Source organism: Micromonospora foliorum (genome assembly GCF_022229015.1).
GTDB classification, from domain to species: Bacteria; Actinomycetota; Actinomycetes; order Mycobacteriales; family Micromonosporaceae; genus Micromonospora; species Micromonospora foliorum.
On sequence record NZ_JAKKFF010000357.1, the window covers coordinates 1 to 4967 of the forward strand.

Here is a 4967-nt window from a genome sequence, read left to right on the forward strand (position 1 = left end):
CGCGGACAGCGCGCGGGCGCCGGCCGGGGCGGTGGCGGCGAGCAGGCCGAGCGCGCCCACCGCGAGCAGCCCCACGATGGTCACCGCCCACCAGGTGTACGCGTCCGGCGGTGGCACCCAGTCCAGCGTGCCGCCGATCACCACCGGGTCGGTGCCGTCGCGCAGCGGAATGGTCCAGTCCCGGACCCGGTGCTCGCGGTCCGGCGCGGCGCGTACCGCGGGCGGTGGTGCCGACTCCTGCCACAGCGCGCGTTGGTCGTGCCAGCGGGCGGTGGTGCCGTCGTCGATCCGCCGCCAGGAGGGTGGGGCGGCCGGGTCGGCCTCGGCGGGGAGCGCGGTGTCCCCGGTGATGGTGCGGTTCAGGTACGTGGCGGGGGAGTGGCTGTTCTCGAAGACCCCGTCCGGGCCGACGCGCAGGTACGGCTCACCGGAGTAGCCGATGACCTCGATGGCGCGGCCGGTGCGGTTGGTCAGTTCCAGTCGGGCGCCCGCCTCGATGACGCGTACCTCAAGCCCGGGCCGCGCCGGTGCGACCCCGGTGGTCCGGGTGCGGTAGTCGGTGCCGTCCGGCGCGTCCGCGCCGTGCGCGGCGGCCGGCGCCGCGCTGATCAGCGTCACCGCGCCGGCCACGGCGGCGATCAGGCCGGCGCGGCCCAGCAGGGTACGGATCACTTGCCGGCCGCCGCCACGGCTGCGGTGAGAGCGTCCGAGGTGGGGTTCTCGAGGGGCTGACCGTTGACCCTGACGGTAGGCGTGCCGGTGACGTTGCTCCGGCTGGCGTCGTCGGTGACGTGTTCGGTCCAGGTCCGGTACGTCTGGTCCTTCACGCAGCCGCCGAACGATCCCCGGTCGAGGCCCACGCCGGCGCCGATGTCGATGAGCTGGTCGTCGGTGAGCCCGGCGCTGCCCTCCGGCGGCTGCTGGGCGAAGAGCGCCTTGGCGTACTCGTGGTACTTGCCGCCCGCCGCCGCGCAGCCGGAGGCGGCCGAGGAGCGGGTGGAGTAGTCGGTGGTGGAGAAACGGTTGAGGTACGCGACCGGGTGGTAGACGACCTTCGCCTTGTTCTCGGCCACCAGCTGTTCGAGCGTCGACCCGCTGGTCTGCTCGAACTGCTTGCAGGCCGGGCAGAGGAAGTCCTCGTAGACGTCGACGGTGACCGGGCCGCCGCCGGTGACGATGCCGGTGCCGGCCGCGTTGGCGCCGGGTGGGGTGGTGAAGTCGTCGGAGCGCTGGTTGGACCAGACGACCCAGCCGACGACGCCGGCGATGACCAGGACGACGACCGCGGCGGCGGAGACCCAGATCGTGCGGCGGCGGCGCCGCTCGCGGGCCAACTGCTCGCGGACCACCCGGGCGGCGTCCCGCTGCCCCTTGCGACTACTCATCCTCGTCCTCCACAACGGGTTCGCCGGACACCCACCCGTCCACCGATACCGGCGTACGTGGCCAGATCAGCAGAAATCCGGCCAGAACCAAGAATCCCAGGTCCCGGAGGATCTCCGGGAGGTAACTGGGGGCCTGCCCTGCCGCCAGCTGCCCGCCGCTGCCGAAGCAGCCGCAGTCGATGGCCAGCCCACGAGCCCAGGCCGAGGCGATCCCCGCGATGAAGACCACCAGCAGCGCGGCGGAGACCCCGGCCACGAGCCGGGTGGCCAGCCCGAGCAGCAGCAGCACGCCCAACGCCAGCTCGACGAACGGTAGGGCCGCACCGATCACGGTCGCCACGTCGTACGGCAGCACCTGGTACGCGTTGACCGCCCGCCCGGAGGCGGCGAGGTCACTGACCTTCGAGGCGCCGGCGACCAGCCAGACGGCGGCGAGGCCGAGTCGGGCCGCGATGCCGAGCCAGGGGCGGACCAGGGGCCAACGGCCGCCGCGGGTGGAAGGTGCTGTCACGCTCATTTGTCGTCCCGTCCGCGCCGGAAGTTCCACGCTCAGCCGGTCAGGGCGTCGCCGACCGCCTCGACCAGGTCGTCCCGGGCCCGCGCGACCCGGGAACGGATGGTCCCCACCGGCACCCCTTCCACGGCGGCGGCCTCGGCGTACGACAGGCCGAGCAGTTGGGTGAGCACGAACGCGGAGCGCCGCTCGGGGCCGAGGCGGCGGACCAGGTCGGCGGCGCCGAACTGGCCGGCCGGGTCCGGGTGCGGCCGGTCGGTGTACGCGTTGGCCGCCAGGCGTTCGTCGAGTCGCCGACGCCTGATCACGGTGCGCAGGTGGTCGGCGCAGGCGCGCCGGGCGATGCCGAGCAGCCAGGTGCGGGCGCTGGAGCGACCCTCGAACGCGGGCAGGGCCCGAAACGCCCGCAGGTAGGTCTCCTGGGTCAGGTCGTCGGCGGTGTCCGGGTCGACCAGAGCGGCGGCGAACCGCCAGACCTCGGCCTGGGTCAGCCGGACGAACGCCGCCTGGGCGGTGGGGTCGCCGTCGCGGGCGCTCAGCGCCCACTCGGTCGCCGGGTCCCGGGCGGCCTCGTCGGCCGGCTCTGCCGGACCGGCGGCGCCGGAGTCACGCGGGACAGGGATCACGACACATCAGGTTACGCGGCACCCGGCCCAGCGTCCGGGTCGTTCGGCCCTTGGATGGTCTGCGCCACGTCGGGAACTTTTCCCCGCCCCGGGCCGACTACCAGGTCATGACGTGCGACCACAGAAGCGACCACCCCCCTCGGGTCGCCGAATGGGACACCCATCGGCGACCATGGCCGGCATGACTGTCGCCCCCCGCCGCTGGGCCGCCCGGCTGGCCGCAGCCGCCGGCCTCCTGGTCACCGTCGTCGCCTTGTTGATCGCGCCAGCCACCTCCGCCAGCGCCCACGCGGTGCTGGAGAGCAGCAGTCCGGCCGCCGCGTCCATCGTGCCGAGCGGGCCGTCCGAGGTGGTCCTCACGTTCAGCGAGGCGGTCCGCAAGGTGCCCGGCAAGATCCGGGTCATCGCGCCGGACGGTTCCCGGGCCGACCGGGGCGAACCGTCGTTCGGCGACACGGTCGTGACCATTCCGGTGGATCCGGCCGGCGCCCACGGCACCTATCTGGTCAGCTTCCGGGTGATCTCCGCCGACAGCCACCCGGTCTCCGGGGCGTTCACCTACTCGGTCGGCGCACCCTCGACGCCACCCGTCGACACCGGCACGGACAGCCGCGCCAATCCGGTGGTGGAGACGGCGGTTAAGGTGGCCCGTTTCCTCGGCTACGCCGGCCTGGTGCTGCTGGTGGGGCCGGCGCTGGTGCTCGCCGCGCTCTGGCCACGGCGGCTCTCCCGGCGGGGGCCGACCCGGCTGGCCTGGACCGGCCTCGGTCTGGTGGCCTTCGCCACCCTCGCCGACCTGTGGTTGCAGGTGCCCTACACGGCCGGTGGTGGTCTCCTCGACGTCACCGGAGAGGGGTTCGGCAGCGTGTTCGGCAGCGCCTTCGGTGCCGCCCACCTGGTCCGACTCGGCCTGCTGGCGGCATCCGTGTTCCTGCTCCGCCCGCTGCTGGCCCGGCCCGCCGCCCGCGCTGACGCGATCATCCTGGCCGTGCTGGGTGGCGCCGCCCTGCTGACCTGGCCGCTGGCCGGGCACGCGGCGGCCTCCCCGGCGCCGGCGGTCTCCGTGGTGGTCGACGCGGTCCACCTGGGCAGCATGGCGGTCTGGCTGGGTGGCCTGCTCATGCTCGCCGTCTTCCTGCTGCGGCAGGCCGACGAACGGGAGTTGGGCGCGATCCTGCCGATCTGGTCGCGCTGGGCGGCGCTCGCCGTCTCGGCGCTGCTGCTGGCCGGCACCGTCCAGGCGCTGATCGAGGTGGCCACCCCGCAGGCGCTCTTCGACACCACGTACGGGCGCCTGCTGCTCGCCAAGATCGGGCTGTTCGCACTGGTCATCGGCGTGGCGGTGTACTCCCGGCAGTTGGTGCGCAGCCGCGTCGCGGCGCAACGCCCGGCGCCGGTGCGCCGGGCGGTCCTGGTGGAGTTGGCCGTCACCGTGGTGGTGCTGGCCGTGTCCGCCACGCTCGTGCAGACCACGCCCGCCCGCACCGCCGCGGCCAGCCCGTCCGCCGGGGCCGAGGCCGGCCTCTTCAGCACGAGGCTCTCCAGCCCGCTGCTGTCCGTCGAGGTCGAGGTGAGCCCGGCCGAGCGGGGCAACAACTCGGTGCACCTGTACGCGTACGGCAAGGACAACCAGCCACTGCTGGTCGCGGAGTGGAAGGCGACCGTGGCGCTGCCCTCGGCCGGGATCGAGCCGATCGAGGTGCCGTTGCTGCGGTTGACGGACAGTCACGCCTACGGCGACATCAGCCTGCCGACCGCCGGCGACTGGCAACTGAAGATCACCGCCCGAACGACCGACATCGACCAGGCCACGGTGACCGCCACCGTGCCCATCCGTTAGAGAGGTTCGCGAAACCCATGAGCCGATTCCGGCGTACCGCAACCGCCGCTGCCGCCCTGGCGTTCACCGCCGCCGCCACCGCTGTGCTCGGCTTCGCCGGACCGGCGTCCGCGCACGTCACGGTGAACCCCAAGGAAGCGACCCAGGGCGGCTACGCCCGGGTGGCGTTCCGGGTGCCGAACGAGAGCGACAGCGCGTCGACGGTCAAGCTCGAGGTGGTGTTCCCGGAGAACGCCCCGGTCGGCTCGGTGTCGACGATGCCGGTGCCCGGCTGGACGGTCGCCACCGAGAAGCGCAAGGTGGATCCGCCGATCGACGTGCATGGTAGTCAGCTCACCGAAGCGGTCTCCAAGGTCATCTGGACGGCCTCCGGTGACGCCGGGGTGAAGCCGGGTCAGTTCCAGGAGTTCCCGGTCTCGCTGGGGCCGCTGCCGCAGGTCGACTCGATGGTCTTCAAGACCCTGCAGACCTACTCGGACGGCAACGTCTCGCGGTGGATCGACGAGCCGGCGCCGGGTGCCGAGGAGCCGGAGAGCCCGGCTCCGGTGCTCACCCTGGCCGCCGCGGCGGCGCCGGCGGGTTCGGCCGCGCCGACCGCCGCC

General features: G+C 73.6%; 5 protein-coding genes and 1 pseudogene. 2 read left to right on the forward strand and 4 right to left on the reverse strand.

From position 1 onward, the window contains the following. The 4 genes and pseudogenes from PSH25_RS24350 to PSH25_RS24365 form a co-directional block, all read right to left on the reverse strand. A pseudogene (locus PSH25_RS24350) lies at positions 1-672 on the reverse strand (hypothetical protein); the annotation flags it as partial. Continuing rightward, positions 669-1385 carry a DsbA family protein gene (locus PSH25_RS24355; protein ID WP_238661283.1) on the reverse strand — a complete coding sequence of 239 codons (717 nt, stop codon included), beginning with the start codon at positions 1383-1385 and terminating at the stop codon, positions 669-671. The gene PSH25_RS24355 and the pseudogene PSH25_RS24350, both read right to left, overlap by 4 nt. Further along, a complete protein-coding gene (locus tag PSH25_RS24360; protein WP_238661284.1) occupies positions 1378-1902 on the reverse strand; it encodes a MauE/DoxX family redox-associated membrane protein in 525 nt (174 codons plus the stop codon). Before PSH25_RS24360 ends, PSH25_RS24355 begins: the two co-directional genes overlap by 8 nt. Positions 1903-1934: 32 nt before the next feature. Beyond that, positions 1935-2525 (reverse strand): sigma-70 family RNA polymerase sigma factor, encoded by a 591-nt coding sequence (locus tag PSH25_RS24365; protein WP_238661285.1) that lies wholly within the window; start codon positions 2523-2525, stop codon positions 1935-1937. Positions 2526-2697: 172 nt separating this feature from the next. Here PSH25_RS24365 and PSH25_RS24370 point away from each other — a divergent pair, with 172 nt between their 5' ends. Then, entirely contained in the window at positions 2698-4365 is a 1668-nt protein-coding gene (locus PSH25_RS24370; RefSeq protein WP_238661287.1) for a copper resistance CopC/CopD family protein, read from the forward strand. Between the two features lie 17 nt (positions 4366-4382). After that, positions 4383-4967 (forward strand): YcnI family copper-binding membrane protein (locus PSH25_RS24375; protein ID WP_238661286.1); only part of this gene is annotated, 585 nt, incomplete at its 3' end.

Coding starts and splice junctions, on each gene's coding strand:
- PSH25_RS24370 (WP_238661287.1), top strand. CDS start 2,698: ATGGCCGGCATGACTGTCGCCCCCCGCCGCTGGGCCGCCCGGCTGGCC.
- PSH25_RS24360 (WP_238661284.1), bottom strand. CDS start 1,902: ATGAGCGTGACAGCACCTTCCACCCGCGGCGGCCGTTGGCCCCTGGTC.
- PSH25_RS24355 (WP_238661283.1), bottom strand. CDS start 1,385: ATGAGTAGTCGCAAGGGGCAGCGGGACGCCGCCCGGGTGGTCCGCGAG.